The sequence below is a fragment of the Nonomuraea sp. SYSU D8015 genome (genome assembly GCF_008065375.1).
Lineage (GTDB): Bacteria > Actinomycetota > Actinomycetes > Streptosporangiales > Streptosporangiaceae > Nonomuraea.
In genome coordinates this window covers 1296672-1313022 of record NZ_VJYI01000001.1, presented here as the reverse complement: position 1 = coordinate 1313022, position 16351 = coordinate 1296672, and the positions used below count along the sequence as shown (strand labels likewise).

Here is a 16351-nt window from a genome sequence, read left to right as displayed (position 1 = left end):
CCTGCCCCGATGGCGGGAGCTGCGGGACGTGCTGCCCCAGAGGCCGCGATGGTCCAGGAGCCGGCGGGTGGCCCAGGCGGCGGACGTCCACGATGTACGGGAGCTCGCCAGGAGGCGCGCGCCGCGGATGGTGTTCGACTACGTGGACGGCGGGGCCGAGGGCGAGCGGTCGATGGCCAGGGCGGTGGAGGCGTTCGACCGGGTGGAGTTCCGGCCGAGGGTGCTGCGCGACGTCGCCGAGGCGGCGACCGCGGTCGAGATCCTGGGCAGGCGGATCGCGATGCCGGTCGTGCTGGGGCCCACCGGGTTCACCAGGATGATGCACCGGGCCGGCGAGCGGGCCGTGGCCAGGGCGGCGGAGCGGGCGGGGGTGCCGTACACGCTGTCCACCATGGGCACCACGTCCGCCGCCGACGTGGCGGCCGCGGCTCCCGGCGGGTGGAACTGGTTCCAGCTGTACGTCGTCCGCGACCGCGCCCGCAGCCTGGACATGCTGTCCCTGGCGCGGGAGGCGGGCATGGACGTCCTGGTGGTGACCGTGGACGTGCCGGTGGCCGGGGCGCGGCTGCGGGACGTGCGGCACGGCCTGACGGTCCCGCCCTCGCTGCGCTGGCGCAGCGTGCTGCAGGCGGTGCGCCGCCCGGCGTGGTGGTTCGACTTCCTGACCAGTGAGCCGCTCAGGTTCGCCACCGTGGAGGGCGGGCCCCGCGACCTGGCCGGGATCACGAACCTGATGTTCGACCCGTCGGTGACGATCAGGGACCTGGAGTGGATCAGGTCGGCGTGGCAGGGCCCGCTGCTGGTCAAGGGCGTGCAGCGGGTCGACGACGCCAAGGAGCTCGCCGCCGTCGGCGTGGACGGCCTGGTCGTGTCCAATCACGGCGGGCGGCAGCTCGACCGCTCCCCCACGCCTCTGGAGCTGCTGCCCGAGGTGGTGGACGCCGTGGGCGACCGCGCGGAGGTGTTCCTGGACGGCGGCGTCCGCAGCGGGGCGGACGTGGCCGCCGCGGTCGCGCTGGGGGCGCGGGCCTGCTTCGTCGGCCGGGCCTACCTGTACGGGCTGATGGCCGGGGGCGAGCAGGGCGTGACGCGGGTGCTGGAGCTGTTGCGCGCCGAGCTCGTACGGACGACGCAGCTGCTCGGCGTGGGCGGCGTCGCCGGGCTCGACCGCGACGTCGTCCGCCTCCGATAGGCAGGAACGATCAGGCCTGACCAGAGTCGTCAGAAATGACGCGTATCTGGCCGGTGGTGTCGCCTCTCTGCTCCTTCACACGGGGACCTGGTCCTCGACCCGGAAAGGAGAACAGATGGCAACCGGAGAGTTCCAGGTGATGAAAGTGCCGGCCGAGCAGCTGGCCGGCACTCTTCACGGGCAGGTTGTCGATCCGGGCGCGCAGCCCACCACTATCGTTCGGCGCGGCGAGGGTTGGACCGTGGACGTGAGCTGGGAGGTGACCGGCGAGCTGGTCGACTGGCTGGCCGGCCGATGGCAGCTGGAGATCATCGCCGACCTGGTGGGCGGCGGCGAGTCGAGACACCCGTCGCCACCGGTGGAGATGACCTTCACCCCTGGCTCGGGCCGATATACCGCCTCCATCCCGATGCGCGGCCAGCTGGCCCCCGGCACCTATGACCTTGTGGTCAACCTCACCACCACGACGGCCGCCGGCTCCGCGGGGGCGCTCGGCGGCTTCGTGGTGCTCAGCAAGATCACAGTGAAGGAATGACGGTGAAGGGAATGACTCAGCGGAGCCGGCGCTCCAGGAGGTGGGCGCCTCGTCCGGACAGCAGCGAGGCGCACCACGCGCGCAGGTCGGCCGGCTTGGGCCCGCTCACCTCGCCGCCGTCCAGCAGGTCTGCCCAGTCCAGCAGGGACTCGGCGAGCATGAGCGGCACCTCGCGCCGCTCGTGCACCTCGGCGGCCGCCTCGAAGTGCTCGGCGGCGCGCCGCGGATCGCCCATGGTCATGGACAGGTGGGCCAGGTAGTGGTGGCCGCAGTGGTGCGCCACCGTCGAGTGGCCGAAGCTGTCGCCCTCGGCGGCCAGCGAGTCGTACAGCCGGCCGGCCAGATCGGCCCGCCTCAGCCGGGAGGCGGCCACGGCCAGGTTGTCGAGCGCGGGCCGGTGCGCCATGTTGCGCGGCGGGACCGCGCCCCGGCCGGCCAGGATGCGCTCCAGCAGCGGACCGGCCTCCTCGTCGGCCAGCTCGCACAGGTAGCGCAGCACCGCGTGCACGGGGTCCACGCGGGGCGCCTGGGCGGCGCGGCGCAACCGGTCCTGCAGCTCCCACAGCCTGCCCTGGAGCCGCCGGATCTCGGCGATCTGCTCGGCGTAGATGGCCACGGCCTCCAGCCGGCGGCCGATCTCGGAGCCGAGCCGCAGGGCCGCCGTGGCCTCCGCCTCGGCCTGGGCGAGGTCGCCCTGCATGAGGGTCAGGCCCGCCCGGGAGTAGCCGACCAGCCAGTGGAGGTGCGGCTGGGCCAGGCGGTGGGCCAGCTCGTCGGCCTGGTCGAGCAGCGCCGCCGCCTTGGCCGCGTCGCCGCTGTCGAGGACCGGAGGCGTCCGCTGCACGCACGCGTTGAACAACACGAGGTCGTCGCCCGTGCGGCGGGCCGCCTCCAGCATCTCGTCGCCGTCGCGGTGGCGCTGGTGCAGAGGGTCGGCGGGGATGATGGTCAGGCTGCGCAGGCACAGCACGAGGGCGAGCGTGCGCGGGTCGCCCGACTTGCGGGCCAGGGCCACGGCCTCGTCGCTCAGCGCGAAGCGCCGCTCACCGTCGGGCGCCCAGATCAGCTCGGCGGCGAGGTGGGCGGCCAGCAGCGCCCTGGTGCTCACGTCGGTGGAGTCGACCAGCCGCCTGGCCTCGGTCAGCAACGCGATGCGCTGCTGATCGGGCGCGGCCGAGATGCTGGTGAAGCCGCGGTCGCCGCCGAGCGCCGCGGTGACGATCAGGTCGCCGCGGTCGCACTGCCTGGCCAGGCCGGCGGCCGCCACCAGGGTCGGCCGGGCGTCGGGGTGGCCGGCCAGCCACATCGCCCGGCCGCACTGCACCATCAGCTCGGCCCGGCGTTCCAGGGAGGCGGCGGGGGAATCGGCCAGCAACTCCAGCACCCGCTGGTACCAGGTGACGGCCTCGCGGTGCGCCAGCCCTTCCAGCGCGTGCTCGGCCGCCCGCACCGCCGCCTCCGCGGCCGCGCCCACCCGGGCCGGGTCGCGGCCGTGCTCGGCGGCGGCCAGCAGGTGCGCGGCCACCACGTACGGCCGCGACTCCATGGCCTTCGGGTCCGCCCGGCACAACGCGTCGGCCACGCGCCCATGCAGCAGCCCGGCGCGCAGCGGGGACAGGGTGGCGTAGAGGGCGTTCCTGGTCAGCTCGTGCGAGAACCGGCAGGTCCCGCGGGCGGACATGGTGACCAGCCCGGCGCCCATCGCCTCTTCCACGGCGGCCACGAAGCGGGCCTCGTCGAGGCCGAGGCCGAGGCGCAGCTCGGCCGACTCCATCCGCTCGGCCACGGCCAGCAGGCTGATCAGCTCTCTGGCGTCCGGGTGGAGCTGCGCCAGCCGGGCCAGCACCATCCGGGTGACCGAGTCGGGCACGGTCAGCGCGTCGAGGTCTTTGCCCGCGGTGAGCTCTCTGGCCACCTCGCTGATCAGGAACGCGTTGCCGCCGGTGATGCGGTGCAGCAGCTCGGCGTCGCCTCCGGGGCGGACCTCCGACAGCACGTCGGAGACCTCGTCGAGCCCGAATGACGACACCTGCACGACGCGGCCGCCGGCGGTGAGCTTGTGGAGCTCCGGCATGGCCGACTCGACCGGCACCGGCCGCGACGTGGCCAGGATGAGCAGCGGCATGGCGTCGGCCTCGTACATCAGGGCGTGGAGCATCTGCAGCGACTCCAGCGTCGCCCACTGCAGGTCGTCGATCACGAGCAGCACCGGCCGGACGGTGGCCAGCCGCTCGATCAGGGTGCGTGCCGCCGCCATCAGGTGGTAGCGCTCGGAGACCGGCTCGGTGGCCGGCGGGACCTCCAGCGACAGCGGCGGCGCGCCCAGTGACGGCGCCAGCCGGACCAGCTGGCCGCACTGCTGGTCGATCCCGGCCCGCAGCAGCAGCGCGGGCGAGGTGCGGGCCAGCCGCTCGACCGCGCCGGCGATCGGCTCGTACGCCTGCCGCGCCGGATCCGTGCACCGCCCCGCCAGCACCGTGAACTGCCGCTTGAGCGCCTGCCTGGCCACCATGGACGCCAGCCGGGTCTTGCCCACCCCCGGCTCGCCCTCGAGGACGACCAGCCCGATGCCGAACTCGGCGGCCGCCAGCTCGCCGTCGAGCGCCCGCAGCTCCTCGCCGCGGCCCACGAACGGCAGCACGTGCCCGTTGTCGAGCCAGGTCGGCAGCCCGCCGCTCTGGTGGTGGTCGGCGTTCTGCCAGTGCAGCTCGTAGGTGTGCAGCGGCTCGCGCAGCCCCTTGCCCGGCAGCCGCCCGAGATCCTTGAACTCGTGCCGGCTGCGCCCCTGGGCCAGCCGCCGCACCAGGTCGGTGCAGAGCACCTGGCCGCCCTCCGCCACGGCGACCAGCCGGGCGGCCTCCACGGTCGGCAGTCCGCTGACGTCGTCGTGGCCCCAGCACACGTCGCCGGCGGCCAGCGCGGCCTTGATGGAGATCTTCTCCAGCGCGCGTTCGTTCTCGTCGGCCACGGCCTGCTCCACCGCGATGATGGCGTCGAGCCCGGCGGTCGCCGAGTCGAACACGGCCATCAGCCCGTCGCCGAGGCTCTTGGTGAACGTCGAGCCGCTCGCCGTGACCACGGAGTGGAGCAGCTGGTAGAGGCGGCGGAAGACGACGTTGGCCCGCTCTTCGCCCAGCCTGATCCGCAGCGCTGTGGAGCTGACCACGTCGGTGAACAGGATCGTCGCCGTGGTCAGCGTGCCTGGCTCGTGCGGGGCAGTCACGCGCGCAGCCCCTTCCGCGCGGGCGCTCGTACTTTCTGCCGGACATTCTGCCGGACGCTGCGGCGGATCTCGCGGGTTTTCACGGCGGTCTTCGACTGCCTGATCCGCCAGGCGCGGGCCAGCTCGCCGGGGATGCGGAACGGCGCCTGGCCGCCGGAGTGGCGGTCGACCAGGGCGATCACGATGTGCCGCCCGGCCCGGCGCACGAGCCAGCGGACCACGCCGTCGACCGGCCGGCCCAGCCACGGACGCCGATGGGCCGCCCGCGCCAGCGTGAACAGCGCGGTGCACCACCACGCGGCCGGGGGCACGCCGAGCAACTCCGGCACCCGGTCGGCGCCGTATTTCGCGTCGCGGAAGACCCAGTGCACCAGGCTGCGGGGCAGCTTGCGCCACCCCAGGTGCATGAACTCCTCCATCTCCTCCAGGAGCCTGGCCATGAGCATGCGGCCCTCGGGGCTGGACTCGTAGAGCCGGCCCAGGCGTTCGCTGACCGGCACGACGTCGCCGAGGGTCAGCGGCCCCTCCCGGCACGCCTCCACGCCCATGAGGTGGCCGAACACGCTCCACGTGTAGAGGTGGGCGGCGCGCTGCTCGTCGTTCAGCACCACGCCCATGGTCTCCAGCGCCTCCCACGTCACCACGGAGAAGTCGAAGATGGTGGCCAGCAGCAGCTCCTGGTTGACCGGCGGGCCGTATTTCGCGGTGTCCCACTGGTCGCCGAAGCGCTCGTCGACCAGGGCGCGCACGAACGAGTGCAGGATGCGCAGCCCGATCGCGGTGGTGTGGCCGGGACCGCCGGGCAGCAGGCTGCCGGTGGCCTTCAACCCCATGACGTCCACGAGCATCTGGCCGGTCTCGGCCACCCGGCGGGTGAGGCTGTGCGTGGCCAGGCCGGAGACGCCGGCCAGCACCTTGGCGCTGGACACCTCGACGTACGCCATGGGCAGGCACTTGCAGAACAGCGCGGCCGACTGATAGAGCCCGTAGTCGGCGAACACGGCCTGCCCCCTGGCCAGCAGCTCGGCGTCGTCGCCCCAGTCGGGCAGCTGCTGGGCGAAGTCGAGCGCGTCGAAGACCTGCGAGGCGGGCGGCTCGCCCGAGGGCGACCTGGCCTCCCGCTTGGCCAGCCCCAGCTCCTCGATCACCGCCTTCACCAGCTCGAGCGGCCCCCGCCCCTCGGGCTGCTCCTTCAGGTAGCGCGCCACCACCTCGTCGATCTCCGGGTCCGCCGTTTGCCTCAGCTGCCGGAACCGCTCCTCCGGCCAGCGCGCGTCCCTGTCCATGGGCCGCTCGTTGCGATCGTTCATGAGCCCCGTACTCCAGATTCGGTCAGAGCCCGCCCCGCTTGCGCAGGGCGGCGACGTCCAGCAGGCTGATCGTCCGGCCCTCGATGGCGATGAGGCGCCGTGACACCAGCGACTGCAGGGCCCGGTTGACGGCCGGCCGCGTCGCGCCGATCAGCGCGGCGAGGTCCGACTGCGTCAGGCCGGGCAGGTCCACCACGCCCTCGGTGTTGCCGTGCTTGTCGGCCAGCTGCAGCAGCAGCTTGGCCAGCCGCCCGCCCAGGTCGAGGAAGGCCAGGTCGGCCGCCTGGCCGGTGAGCCTGCGCACCATGTGCCCGAGCATGCGCAGGAACTCGTCGGCCAGCCCCGGGTGCTCCCGCATGAGCTCCAGCAGCCGCGCCCTGGGCAGCGCGAACACCCACGACGGCCGCGCGGTGACGATCGAGGCCGACCGCGGCGAGCCGTCCAGCAGCGCCATCTCCCCGAAGGTGTCGCCGCGGGCGAGCATGTTGAGTACGATCTCGTCGCCGTGCTCGGTGGTGAACACGACCTTCACCAGGCCGTCCAGCAGGACGAAGAGGGACTCCCCCGGGTCCCCCTGATGGAAGATGATCTGCCCGGCCCGGTATCGGCGGGCGAGCCCGGCCCGCGCCGTGCTCTGGATGCCGCTCTCTCCGAGTACGCGGAACAACGGGATCTCCGCCAGCACGGCCGCGACCTGCTGGACGTCCTGTGGAACCCCGCTGCGCCCGTCCATGCAAGAACTTTAGGCCGCAATCGCCGCCCGGGCAGCAGGTGGTAAGCGATCTCCCCGATGTGACGAGGACCACACCGAGAGTGTCACTCCCGAAACAGCCCTCGCCGATCTTCAGGCGCAGCGTTGGGTTGCCGGCCGGAAATGGCCCCCCGAGTAGCCGGACCGGCGAGGAGTCAGACATGCAGTTGGAGACCATCGAACGCCGCGACACGGGCGCGCTGGTGTCGGCCGCGCAGAACGGCGACCCCGAGGCGTGGGAGCGCCTGGTCGAGGAGTTCACCCCGATGCTGAAGGCGCGCATCCGCCGCTTCCGGCTCGGCCATGAGGACGCCCAGGACGTGCTGCAGACCACCTGGTTGCTGGCCTGGCAGAACCTCAGCAGCGTGGCCGACGGGCAGCGGATGGCCGGTTGGCTGGCCACGATCGCCTTCCGCGAGTGCTTGAAGCTCACCAGGAGGACGAAGGAGATCTGCACGCCCGACCTGGACACGCTCGGCAGCACCGACGACGTGGACAGGGAGCTGGCCAGGAGCTGGCTGGCCGGCACGCTCGACGAGCTGGTCGAGGCGCTGCCGGACGCGCAGCGGGTCCTGTTCAGGGCGCTCACGGAAACCTCCGAGCCGCACTACGTGGACGTGGCACGCAAGCTGGGCAGGCCGGTCGGGAGCATCGGGCCCACCCGAGCCCGCTGTTTCGCGAAACTGCGCGGGCTCCTCCAGGCCCGCGAGATCACCAGGGATTTCCTGGACTGAGTCATGTGACGTTCGGGTCGAGCGGGATCGCCTCCAGGAACGGCTCGAAGTCGAAGTGCGCCATCTCGTACGCGTCCGGGTCGGTCTCGGTCGGGTAGCGGTAGAGCTTGCGCCGGATCGCGGGCAGCCCCGGGTCGTTCCTGAACATCTCGCTGACGGCCTGGGGCACCAGGCCCTTCGCCATCTCCTCGGCGAGCCCTTCGGCGATCTTCTTGTCGAAGGGCACGTCGAAGAGGGCGCTGACGTGCTGGTAGACGCGGAAGTAGCTGACGATGAAGCGCATGCGGTCGGGGTAGGACACCCAGTTGGCCACGCCCGCCGTGGAGGCCTCCTGGTCCTCGGTGATGAACTCCTCGGCCAGCTTGCGCACGCGCTCGTTCTGGATCGGCGCCCACACCTTCGCCAGGTCCACCCCCGCGGGCGGTTCCAACGGCTTGCCGACCTTGATGTCGCTCAGCGGCGTGCGCACGGAGAACAGGTGGCGGGTGTAGAGCCCGGCCCACAGGTCCTCGAGCGTGCGGGTCAGCCACGGCTGGTCCTCGTGGCGGGCGGCGTACAGGCGGAATCTGGGGAACGGGCGGCGGGTCACCAGGGAGATCAGCGCCCGCCACGACACCCGCGTCAGCCACCTGACCGGCCGGTAGAGCACCAGCTCCAGCGCCTTCTGGGCGCGTTTCTGCTCGTACGCCGACAACGCGATGTTGGCCCCCAGCATCAGCTCGGCCCGCGCCTCAGGGTCGACGGCCTGCTTCGCCTCCACCATCAGCTGGGCGGCGTCCCGCAGGTAGCGGGCGTCGGCCTGCTCCAGCAGCTCCGTCAGGAACTCCGGCGGCGTGGGCGTCAGGCTCGACTCCGGGCTCACCTTCAGGAACCGGTCGGGGGTGTCGTTCCACAGGTTGACCGCGAGGCTGGCCGTCTCCAGGAAGATCGCGCGGTTGGCCAGCGCGAGCCCGAGCTGGTAGCTGGGGCCGAGCAGGGTGAGGAGCGTGGCGCGGAAGAGCCGGCGGAAGCGGCGCGGCACCCCGAAGCGGCGGCCGAAGTCCTGGATGAACGGGGAGTCGGGAGTGAGGTCCAGGCTCTCGCCCACCGCCTTGGAGGTCCAGGTGGCGTAGCAGTACCAGTTGTTGGCGTCCCTGCCGAGGTGCTCGGCCAGGTCGGCGGCGACGCGGTGGTAGGCGTAGGCGATGACCATGGCCTCCAGGGCCGGGCTCCGGTCCTTGTAGGCCGCGATGCGCAGCACGTCGTCCGCGGTCATCGGAGTGTCGGACATGCGGTCTCCCGTTTCGCTGGTCCCGTCGCCTCACGGAGTCAGAGCATCCCCGGCGGCGTCAGATACAGCCCGGCGGCCGGCTTGCTCCCCGTGGCCGCCGGGAGCACCGAGCGTAGAGGCGGCGACTTGCGAAGGGCTTGCAGGAGAATCGATCAGAGGGCGAGGGTCTGGCCCGCCTCGATGGCCTCGCGGACGCTCTTGGCCAAGGTCTCCTCCAACGCGTCGCCATGGGCGGCGAGCGCGCGCATCCCCTCGGCGTCGTCCGTCTGGGCCAGCAGCTCGCGGTATTTGTCGTTGTTGTCCAGCGCCTCGCGGGCACGCAGGGCGGCGTCGGCCTCCTGGACGCGGCGGGCGTACCTCTCCAGGCCCTCGACCCTGGCGGTCACGGCGGCGACGGAGCGGTCGAGCGCCTTCTGCTGGGGCTCGAGGACGGCCAGCAGCTCCGGCGTCACCACGCCCTGCCGGGCGCGGTCCTGCTCCTCCTGCAGCTGCGCCTGCATCCGCAGGAGCTTGGCGATCTCCCAGACCTGGCGCGGCAGCAGCACCTCGTTGGCCAGGCCGTCCAGCAGACGCCGGTGCATGACCTGTGACCGGTAGACCACGTTGACGGCCCGCCGGGCGCGGGCCAGGAGCGCCCGCGCGGGCGCGGGCAGCTCGGACACGACCACGAACCTGTCCCGGTGCGGCGCGGCCGCCTGAGCCAGCCTGGGGATGAAGGAGTCGAGGACGGCCAGGCGCTCCTCCTCGGTCAGCGCCGGGTCGGCGACGAGGTCGACGGTGCGCCTGACGTGGTCGCGCTCCAGGGCGAGCCGGTGCTGCTCCTCGGTGGTGAGGGCCCTGCGGCGCAGCACGTCGTGCACGACGACGAAGCCGCACAGGACGATGGGGGCCAGCAGCACGGCGACGACCGCGGCGAGGGGGCCCAGCCGGACGTAGAGGGTGGTGCCTGTCAGGAGCACCCCGACGGAGGCCGCGAGTGATGCCAACGCCCAACCCCAGCCTCTGGCCACACCGTCCCCCTCCGAGCGAGTTTCCGAAGTGCCGTGACAGCCACTGTAGCCCCCGAATTCGCCATGATCACCACCCTTTGCCGGGAGATTGGGCCGTCACCTGTTCATAACCTCACTGCGTGAGGCGGGCTCGGTCGCCAGATGCCGCCACCTTCCCCCGTCGCTCCTTCGTCGCTCCTCCTCCAGGCGACGGCACTCCCTCACCGCAGGTACGAGGCGCCGTTCAGGTCGAGCACGGCCCCGCTGGCCCATTCGGCCGCCGGTGACGCCAGATAGAGGACGGCGGCGGCGATCTCCTCCGGCCGGGCCACCCGCCCGAACGGGCTCTGCGCGCGGATCGCGTCGCCGCGCGGCGCCTTGAGGTGCTCGTTGGTCATGTCGGTCTCGACGAATCCGGGGGCGACGGCGGCGACCGCGATGCCGTGCGGCGCGAGCGCGACGGCCAGGGACTGGCTGAGGGCGTTGAGCCCCGCCTTGCCGGCGCCGTAAGCGGGGCTGTCGGGCTCGCCGCGGAAGGCGCCGCGCGAGGTGATGTTGACGATCCTGCCGCCGGCGGGCATGTGCTTGATCGCGCACCAGATGACGTTGGCGGCGCCGACGAGGTTGACGTCGAGGGTCCGCCGCCAGGCGGCCTGCCACTGCTCGTAGGTCAACTCGGTGATGGGGTGGTGGAGGTAGATCCCGGCGTTGTTGACCAGGACGTCGATGCTGCCGAGCGCCTCGGCCGCGGCGCCGACCAGGCGCCGCACGTCCTCCGGGTCGGCCAGGTCTCCCTGGACGACGGCGTGGCCCTGCCCGGGGAGCGCGCCCAGGAGGCTGTGCGCCTCGTCGGCCGAGTCCCGGTGGTGGACGGCGACCCGGTCGCCCTGCGCGGCGAAGGCCGCCGCGATCGCCCGCCCGATGCCGCGTGAGGCGCCGGTGATGAGAATTCCACGTCCGCTCATCCGCCGCACGATAGCCCCATCGCTCACATGTCATCACACCCGCCCCTCCCTTCATCCGGCCATCCGCCGTCCCCGGCGGGGTCTCCCAGGGGAGTCGCACCTGGGCGCAGGTCCATCAGGGGCAGGGACGGAAGGTGCGGGGAGGCGACGACGATCGCGCGGCGGGCCGGTCTCTTCGGGAAGCCGGGCTTCGGTGCAGGTGCCGAAGGCGGGGTGGGCTAGAAGCGGCGTGAGCGGCGCAGGGCCGCCGGGCGGCCGTCCGGGTCGACGCCGAAGCGGTAGAGCGGCAGGGCCAGCAGCCTTCGCGTTCCCGACAGGGACGGGGCCGGGTGGGGGCGCAGCCGACCGGGCGGGCGCGGCCCGGCCCTTCCGCCCTGGTGCCAGCTCTCCAGCCGCGACGCCTGCCGCTCGAACGCCTCGAAGGCGGCGACCGGGTCGCACAGCGTGTCGCGTTCCTCCTCGGGCAGGTCCAGGTGCTCGGCCATGAGGGTCAGGCGCAGGTCGCGGGCGAACTTTCGGGGGCGGTGGGGCGTAGCCATGGGGGTAGAACACGGTGCGCCGTGCGGCGGCCGTGGATCCTCGTGCTCGTCCAGGACGGCGCAGCTGAGCTCGGAGTCGTAGGTCCAGGAACGCAGGTTGACGTTGTCGGAGCCGACCGCGGCCCAGACGTCGTCCACGACGCACACCTTGGCGTGCACGTAGATGGGGGTGCCGTGGTGGTTCTCCAGGTCGTAGACGGCCGCCCGGTCGCCGCCGGCCGCGCGCAGCCGGCGCAGCGCCTCGGCGCGGCCGATGAGGCTGGCCGGGCCGGCCAGCCAGCCGTCCTGGTCGGGGTGGCGCGGCACGACGATGATCATACGCAGGCCGGGCTCGCGCTCCAGGGCCTCGGCGAACGGCTCGATCACGTCGGTGGACCACAGGTACTGGTCCTCCAGATAGATCAGTGAGCGGGCGCGGGCCAGCACCTTGCGGTAGGCGTGGGCGATGCTGCGCTCGCCGCGCGGCGCGAACGGGTAGCCGCGGCGCCTGGCCGGGTAGGTGCGCAGCAGTTGCACGGTGTGGTGGCCGGCGCGCGGCGGGGGCGGCCCCGGCGCGGGCAGGGCGGGGGCGTCGTCGAGGCGTTCGACGTGGTCGCGCAGACGGCGCAGCGGGTCGCGGGTCTCGGGGGCCGGGTCCTCCCAGCGCTCGCAGAACACCTGCGTCACCTGCTCCACCGCGGGGCCGCGGATGGCGACCTGGACGTCGTGCCAGGGCGGGCGAGGGCCGTACACGCTGGGCATCGGGGCGCGCTGCGGGTCGCCCTCGTGGGCGGCGTCGTCGCGGCGGCTGTGGCACAGGTCGATCCCGCCGACGAAGGCCACGTCCCGTCCGGGGTCGCGGTCGTGGCGCAGGACGACGAACTTCTGGTGGTGCGAGCCGCCCGGCTTGGTCCGCGTGTCGAGCAGGGCTTGGCCGCCGGAGGCCTCGACCTCCTCGCCGAGGTGGCGGTTCTCGGCAGAGCTGAAGCGCAGCTGATCCAGGTGGGAGCGCCAGATGAGGCCGCGGACGAGGGCGCCGCGCTCGGCCGCCGCGGCCATCGCCGCGCCTACGGTCGGCCCGTCGGGGGCGAGCCGCTCGTCGGGGTCGCCGCGCCAGTCGGCGAACAGCAGCAGGTCGTCCTTGCCGAGCCCTTCCAGGCCGTCGAGCAACTCGGCGAAGTACGTCGCGCCGTGCACGAGCGGGCGCACGTCGTTGCCGACCGTCCACGGCTGCAGCCTGGTCGCCGGGTTGCCGCGTTCCTCGTCGGTGAGGAGCCAATCCTCGATGCGCATCCGCTCTCGCCTACCCCGGCGCGGGCCGCTAATGCGGTCCCTGTCGGGACGTCCGAAAGAGACGTCCGAAAGAGAGACGCCCGAGAGACGCTGAGGCGCCCTGCCGAGGCAGGCGCTGACGCGGCCCTACGCCGAGTGGGCGGCCGGCTCCGGCTCCGACGGCGGGTGCGGCGGCCGGCCGGAGGTGTCCGCGGGCAGGCGGACGGTGAAGACGGCGCCGGCTCCCGGCCGCCCGCCGGCGGTGATGGTGCCGTCGTGGCCCTCCACCACCTCCCGTACGAGCGCCAGCCCCAGCCCGAACCCCCCGCCCACGAACCGGGTGAACAGCCGCTCGGCATCGGCCGGGTCCAGTCCGACGCCGTCGTCCCTGACCGTCAGCTGGACCACGTCGGAATCGCCGGTGAGCGTCACCCAGATGTGGCCGCCGGGGCTGGTGTGGCCGAGGGCGTTGTCCAGCAGCGCCGAGATCACCCGCCGCAGCGCGGACTCCACGCCGCGGACGACGTGGTCGCCGGAGCCGTCGCAGCGGACCTCGATCGTCACGCCGCGGACCTGGGCGCGGGCGTTCTCGGCCACGGCCAGCTCCGCGGCCAGCGCGGCCAGGTCCACGGGCCCGAACGGCCGCCGCAGCTGGTTGAACCGGGCCGACTGCAGCAGGTCCTCGACCACCTCGCCGAGCTGCCTGCTGCCCTCCACCAGCTGGTCCACCTCGTCGACGAGGAGGATCGGGTCGGTGCCGCCGCGCATCCTGCGGGCGAGCAGCTGGGCGCGGGTGTTGAGCCGGGTGAGCGGGGTGCGCAGCTCGTGGCTGACGTCGGCGGCGAAGCGGCGCTGGCGGGCCAGGGCCTCGCCGAGCGGGGCGATCGCGCGGCGGGAGATGACCTGGCCGACGAGCACCGCGGCCAGCAGGCCGGCCAGCTCGGCGAAGGCGAGCGTGCGCAGCAGCCTGTTGCGTTCGGCGGCCTGGTAGCGCAGGTCCATCGCGGCCTGGACGACGGCGCCGCCGCGGCGCTCGGTGCGGACCAGGTAGGCGCGGCCGGCCGCCTCGACCGGGGTGACCTGCGGCTCGCCGCCGCGGCCGACCCGGTCCAGCTCCGCGCGCACCGGGAGGGCGGCGGGGGCGCCGGGCGAGCTCTGGACGGCGCCGCCGCGCTGCTCGTACAGCCAGACGCAGGGCGGCGGGCGGGCGACGGTGGCGCTCTGGACGGCGGCCGACAGCTCGCGCCGCGCGTTGAAGCTCTGCTCGTGCGCCATGAAGCAGTAGACGATCACGCCGACGAGCGCGACCACGACCGAGATCGCACCGGCGACCTGCACGGTGAGCCTGCGCCTGGCGCGGACCAGCAGCCGCAGCTCCGGCCCGCGGCCGTCGGCGCGCGCGGACCGGCTCAGCAATCGCCGCGCCGGGCGCGAGCCGTCAGCCCGTGCCCGCCGGGCACGGGGCTGCCGCCATCCGCCGCTCACAGCTCACCCAGCCGGTATCCCACGCCCCGCACGGTGCAGACGACCTGCGGCCCCAGCTTGTTGCGCAAGTAGTAGACGTAGGTGTCCACGATCGATTCCTTCTGCGCGCCGTCGAAGACACGCTGCCGCAGCGACGTGCGGGTGTGCACCTGCCGCGGCCGCGTGGCGAGGGCGCTGAGCAGCCGGCATTCCTGCCCCGACAGCATCACCTGCTCCCCGCTCGGCAGGCGTACGAGGTGGGCCTCGGCGTCCAGCCAGCCCCCGCCGAGCGGAAGCAGCGTGGCCTGGTCGAGGTTCCTGCGGTGCAGGGCCCGCACCCTGGCCAGCAGCTCCTCGATGTCGAACGGCTTGACGAGGTAGTCCTCGGCGCCGGCGTCGAGCCCCGCGACCCGGTCGGCCACCGAGCCGAAGGCGGTGAGCACGAGCACCGGCGTCGTGACGGCCTGCCGGCGCAGCCGCCGCAGCAGGTCGATCCCGTCCAGCGCGGGCAGGCCGCGATCGACGATCAGCACGTCGTACGCGCGGCTCAGTCCCAGGTGCAGCCCCCGCTGCCCCTCCAGTGCCAGGTCGACGGTGTATCCCTGTTCGGTGAACAGGTCGACCAGCATGTGCCCCAGCTCGCGGTCATCTTCGATGAGCAGCAGCCGACGGGAGGGCAGGTCGGCCGTGCCCGATGTCCCAGCCACCAGACCACGTTGACATCTGTGTCAGGGAAACGCCAGGTCCACGTGACCATTGGCCCGTTCTAAAACCACGACATTTCGTCCTATCTGCGACTTCATCCTGAATTGGACCTGACAACCCGCTCTTCCAGGGGAGATTCCCCGACGGGTTCGATGGAACGCTCGAGCCGGTCCGGCAGCGCGAGCTTGTACAGCGGCAGCGCGCCTGCGGTGGTGAGCACCGCCACGAGCACGAGCATGGCGAACAGCTCCTGCGTGATCATGCCCTGGGCCAGGCCGATGTTGATGAAGATCAGGATCATCAGCCCGCGGGCGTTCATCAGCGCGCCCACCGCGTACGACTCCCGCCAGCCGAACCCGATCCCCCGCATCGCCAGCGAGCAGCCGAAGTACTTCCCGCAGAACCCGGCCACCAGGATCAGCCCGAACGCCAGCAGCATGGTTCCGCCCGCGATGCCGCCCAGGTGGGTGTTGAGCCCGGAGAAGGTGAAGAACGTCGGCAGCAGCAGCGTCGAGACGATCTCCATCATGCGGCCGTGCAGCACCTGCCGGAAGGCCGGGTCGCGGGGCATGGCCAGCCCGGCGATGAAGCCGCCGAAGACGGAGTACACGCCGATCCAGTCGGTCAGCCAGCCGGCGGTGAGCGGGACGAGGACGACGACGTACATGCCGCCGGAGCCGAGCCTGCCGGTGCGCGCGACGGCCCTGCCCATGGGCCGCAGCAGCGGGGCGACGACCTTGAGCATGACCACGGCGAACACCGCGGTCAGCGCGATGGTGGGCAGGGCTCCCCCGGGGCCGGCGCCGAGGTGCATGGCCGACAGGACGGCCAGGATGCACCAGGCCAGGGCGTCGTCGATGGAGGCGGCCAGCAGGGTGAGGCGGCCGATCGGGGAGTTCTCCAGACCGCGCTCGTAGAGAATCCTGGCCAGCATGGGGAAGGCGGTCAGGGACAGCGCGCCACCGACGAACAGCCCGAACTGGAGCGGGCTGACGTCCGGGCGGGAGAGCGTCCCGTGCAGCAGCAGGCCGGCGCCGAAGCCGAGCAGCAGGGAGGGCACGATCCCGGAGGCGGCCAGCACGGACGCCTTGCGCATCTCGCCGGGCGGGCCGGCGCCGTGGTCGATGCCGGCGCCGACGAGGAACATGTAGAGCGTCAGGCCGATGGTGCTGAGCACGTACAGGACGGGCCTGACCTCGGGCGGGAACAGGGCGGCCTGCGCCTCGGGGAACAGCCAGCCGAACAGCGTCGGCCCGAGCAGCACGCCGGCGACCATCTCGCCGAGCACGCGCGGCTGCATCACCATCTGCGCCAGCCGGCCGCAGATCGCGGCGGCGATCAGGAGGACGACGAGGGCGGGCAGGACTTTCAGTATCAGGGCGAGATTCGGGTCGGGTGCGGTCACCAGGAAGGCCATGCCGGT

Annotated in this window: 13 protein-coding genes; 3 read left to right on the top strand and 10 right to left on the bottom strand. The window is 72.8% G+C overall.

Annotated features, from left to right (window positions below; all coding sequences use genetic code 11):
• Nucleotides 1–67 precede the first annotated feature (67 nt).
• Together ID574_RS08455 and ID574_RS08450 are read left to right on the top strand one after the other, a co-directional pair.
• Nucleotides 68–1192 (top strand): alpha-hydroxy acid oxidase, encoded by a 1125-nt coding sequence (locus ID574_RS08455; RefSeq protein ID WP_223166476.1) that lies wholly within the window; start codon nt 68–70, stop codon nt 1190–1192.
• Nucleotides 1193–1307: 115 nt separating this feature from the next.
• Complete coding sequence (locus ID574_RS08450; RefSeq protein ID WP_188188117.1) at nt 1308–1727, top strand: hypothetical protein; 420 nt, start codon at nt 1308–1310, stop codon at nt 1725–1727.
• 16 nt (nt 1728–1743) lie between these two features.
• Here ID574_RS08450 and ID574_RS08445 read toward each other — a convergent pair whose 3' ends face one another.
• The 3 genes from ID574_RS08445 to ID574_RS08435 are packed head-to-tail and all read right to left on the bottom strand — an operon-like array spanning nt 1744 to nt 6993.
• Nucleotides 1744–4950, bottom strand: coding sequence for an ATP-binding protein (locus ID574_RS08445; RefSeq protein ID WP_188188116.1), 3207 nt, complete (start codon nt 4948–4950; stop codon nt 1744–1746).
• A complete protein-coding gene (locus ID574_RS08440; RefSeq protein ID WP_188188115.1) occupies nt 4947–6260 on the bottom strand; it encodes an oxygenase MpaB family protein in 1314 nt (437 codons plus the stop codon). The genes ID574_RS08445 and ID574_RS08440 overlap by 4 nt, the downstream gene beginning before the upstream one ends.
• 22 nt (nt 6261–6282) lie before the next feature.
• Nucleotides 6283–6993 carry a Crp/Fnr family transcriptional regulator gene (locus ID574_RS08435; protein WP_188188114.1) on the bottom strand — a complete coding sequence of 237 codons (711 nt, stop codon included), beginning with the start codon at nt 6991–6993 and terminating at the stop codon, nt 6283–6285.
• Between the two features lie 179 nt (nt 6994–7172).
• Between ID574_RS08435 and ID574_RS08430 the strand changes: the two genes are divergently transcribed.
• Nucleotides 7173–7745 (top strand): RNA polymerase sigma factor, encoded by a 573-nt coding sequence (locus ID574_RS08430; protein WP_188188113.1) that lies wholly within the window; start codon nt 7173–7175, stop codon nt 7743–7745.
• 1 nt (nt 7746) lies between these two features.
• Here the strand turns inward: ID574_RS08430 and ID574_RS08425 are convergent, their stop codons facing one another.
• From ID574_RS08425 to ID574_RS08395, 7 genes are all read right to left on the bottom strand, one after another.
• A complete protein-coding gene (locus ID574_RS08425; protein WP_188188112.1) occupies nt 7747–9015 on the bottom strand; it encodes a hypothetical protein in 1269 nt (422 codons plus the stop codon).
• Between the two features lie 152 nt (nt 9016–9167).
• Nucleotides 9168–10001 (bottom strand): hypothetical protein, encoded by an 834-nt coding sequence (locus tag ID574_RS08420; protein ID WP_188188111.1) that lies wholly within the window; start codon nt 9999–10001, stop codon nt 9168–9170.
• Between the two features lie 224 nt (nt 10002–10225).
• Nucleotides 10226–10969 (bottom strand): SDR family NAD(P)-dependent oxidoreductase, encoded by a 744-nt coding sequence (locus ID574_RS08415; RefSeq protein WP_188188110.1) that lies wholly within the window; start codon nt 10967–10969, stop codon nt 10226–10228.
• A gap of 218 nt (nt 10970–11187) precedes the next feature.
• On the bottom strand, nt 11188–12780 hold the full coding sequence (locus ID574_RS08410; RefSeq protein WP_188188109.1) for a phospholipase D family protein: 1593 nt from the start codon (nt 12778–12780) through the stop codon (nt 11188–11190).
• A gap of 126 nt (nt 12781–12906) precedes the next feature.
• Entirely contained in the window at nt 12907–14175 is a 1269-nt protein-coding gene (locus ID574_RS08405) for a sensor histidine kinase (RefSeq protein ID WP_223166475.1), read from the bottom strand.
• Nucleotides 14176–14240: 65 nt separating this feature from the next.
• Entirely contained in the window at nt 14241–14930 is a 690-nt protein-coding gene (locus ID574_RS08400) for a response regulator transcription factor (protein WP_223166474.1), read from the bottom strand.
• A 92-nt stretch (nt 14931–15022) separates the two neighbouring features.
• Nucleotides 15023–16345, bottom strand: coding sequence for a cation:proton antiporter (locus ID574_RS08395; RefSeq protein ID WP_188188108.1), 1323 nt, complete (start codon nt 16343–16345; stop codon nt 15023–15025).
• Between the last annotated feature and the right edge of the window lie 6 nt (nt 16346–16351).